This window comes from Streptomyces phytophilus, assembly GCF_013870535.1.
Classification (GTDB): Bacteria; Actinomycetota; Actinomycetes; order Streptomycetales; family Streptomycetaceae; genus Streptomyces; species Streptomyces phytophilus.
Genome location: NZ_JACBXC010001325.1, coordinates 1 through 1,622, shown reverse-complemented (window position 1 = coordinate 1,622; position 1,622 = coordinate 1). Strand labels below are relative to the sequence as shown.

Annotated in this window: 1 protein-coding gene and 1 pseudogene; both read right to left on the bottom strand. The window is 70.8% G+C overall.

Translation table 11 applies throughout. The annotated features are described in order from the left end of the window. Window positions 1-202: pseudogene (locus H5J30_RS32035) on the bottom strand (hypothetical protein); the annotation flags it as partial. A gap of 177 nt (window positions 203-379) precedes the next feature. Next, a complete protein-coding gene (locus tag H5J30_RS32030) occupies window positions 380-1,384 on the bottom strand; it encodes a metallophosphoesterase (protein WP_220189560.1) in 1,005 nt (334 codons plus the stop codon). Between the last annotated feature and the right edge of the window lie 238 nt (window positions 1,385-1,622).

Here is a 1,622-nt window from a genome sequence, read left to right as displayed (position 1 = left end):
GCTCTACGTAACGCTCGTATTCGGCCGACGCGCGCGCGGAGATCTCAGCCGTGGCACCGAGGGCCCGGGCCCGGAGCTGTTCGGGGGCGAGCGGGCGTCCGCGGCCGGCGCCGACCGTGAACTCGGCACCGTGCAGCGCGGAATCGAGGAGCCGCTCGAAGTCCGGGCGGTCCTCCGTCAGCAGATGCGACGCACTGGTCATGTGCTTGTGCTCCCCCGGATGGGCAGGCAACAAGGCAAACGGGGACGGAGCGTGCCTGCGGCGCTAGGCCCTGGGCGGCAGAGCCTATTACCGATGGTAGAGCGCTTCGCGTATGGCGGATAAGTGTCTTTTCAGAAAAGGAGGTTCCGTATTAGAGCACGTGAGGCTGATGTGCCGCTACCGCCCGACCAGCGGAAGTCGCACGACAAGCAGTTTTCCGGCCATGGTGACCCCTCCGTCCATGGCGATGGCCAGGTCGTCCGCGTAGATGTGCGGGCCCTGCACCGCGGCGCCACGCTCCTCGCCGTCGGTGTCCTCGCTGGGCACCTCCCCGAGCAGATACGGGATCGGGCTGTGCCCGTGCACCAGCCGCTCGCCGCCGTACCGGCCCAGCAGTTCCCGTACCGCCTGGGGGCCCGTCTCCTCGTCGCGGAAGGCGAAGCGCTTGGTGAACTTGCGGAAGAGATCCCACACCTCGTCCGCGTCCGAGCGGGCGAGGATGTCGTGGATGGTGTCGTTGACGCCCTCGATGGAGTCGCCGTAGTCGAGGTACGCGGTGGTGTCGGAGTGCACCAGGAGGTGGTCGTCCTCCTCGTGGATGGCGTCGAGCCGCGCCATCCACTGCAGGTGGACGTCCTCCAGCCGCTCCATGTCGGTGCGCTGCCCGCCGTTGAGCAGCCAGGCGGCCTGGAAGGAGGCGGTGCCGGCACCGGAGTTGACCGGCGTGTCGCCGAAGCGCTTGGCGCCGAGCAGCAGCAGCTCGTGGTTGCCCATGAGCGCCTTGCAGTAGCCGCCGGCGGCGGCCGCCTCGGCGGACAGCCGCATGACGAGGTCGATGACGCCGATGCCGTCGGGGCCGCGGTCGGTGAAGTCGCCGAGGAACCACACGCGGGTGTTCCCGGCGATCCAGCGGTCGGCCTCGTCGATGATGCCCTGGGCGCGCAGAGCGGCGCGCAGCTCGTCGAGATAGCCGTGGACGTCGCCGACGACGTACAGCGGGCCGTAGCCGCCGCTCTCCCCGGGCCTGATCACCGGCAGGTCGGCCTGTGTCGGGGTGTACCCGTCGTCGGCCTCCCCGTAGGCGTCGCCGGCGGCAGGTGCCGCGGGGACGGGGGGCGCCGCCCCGGCGGGCACCCCAGCCGTGGTCCGCAGCCCCGGCGTCTGACCGGCCCCCTGTTGCATCGAACCCCTCCACCGCCTAGCCGTTCTGCCACCGGGACACGACCGGGCCGCCATGGGACCAGGTGCCGCTCCCCCGTGCAGCTGGAGGAGATCCGCGGTGTGCGTGCGCCCATCATAGAAATGCCTGTCGCAGCTTGTGCGGTACCAGGGGCCGCCAATTGGCTCCGGCTGCGGAAGACACCGCCCGCCGACCCGCCAGAACCGGGCAAACGGGGCAGGACCGGCGCGGGGCACGGCG

Coding starts and splice junctions, on each gene's coding strand:
- H5J30_RS32030 (WP_220189560.1), bottom strand. CDS start 1,384: ATGCAACAGGGGGCCGGTCAGACGCCGGGGCTGCGGACCACGGCTGGG.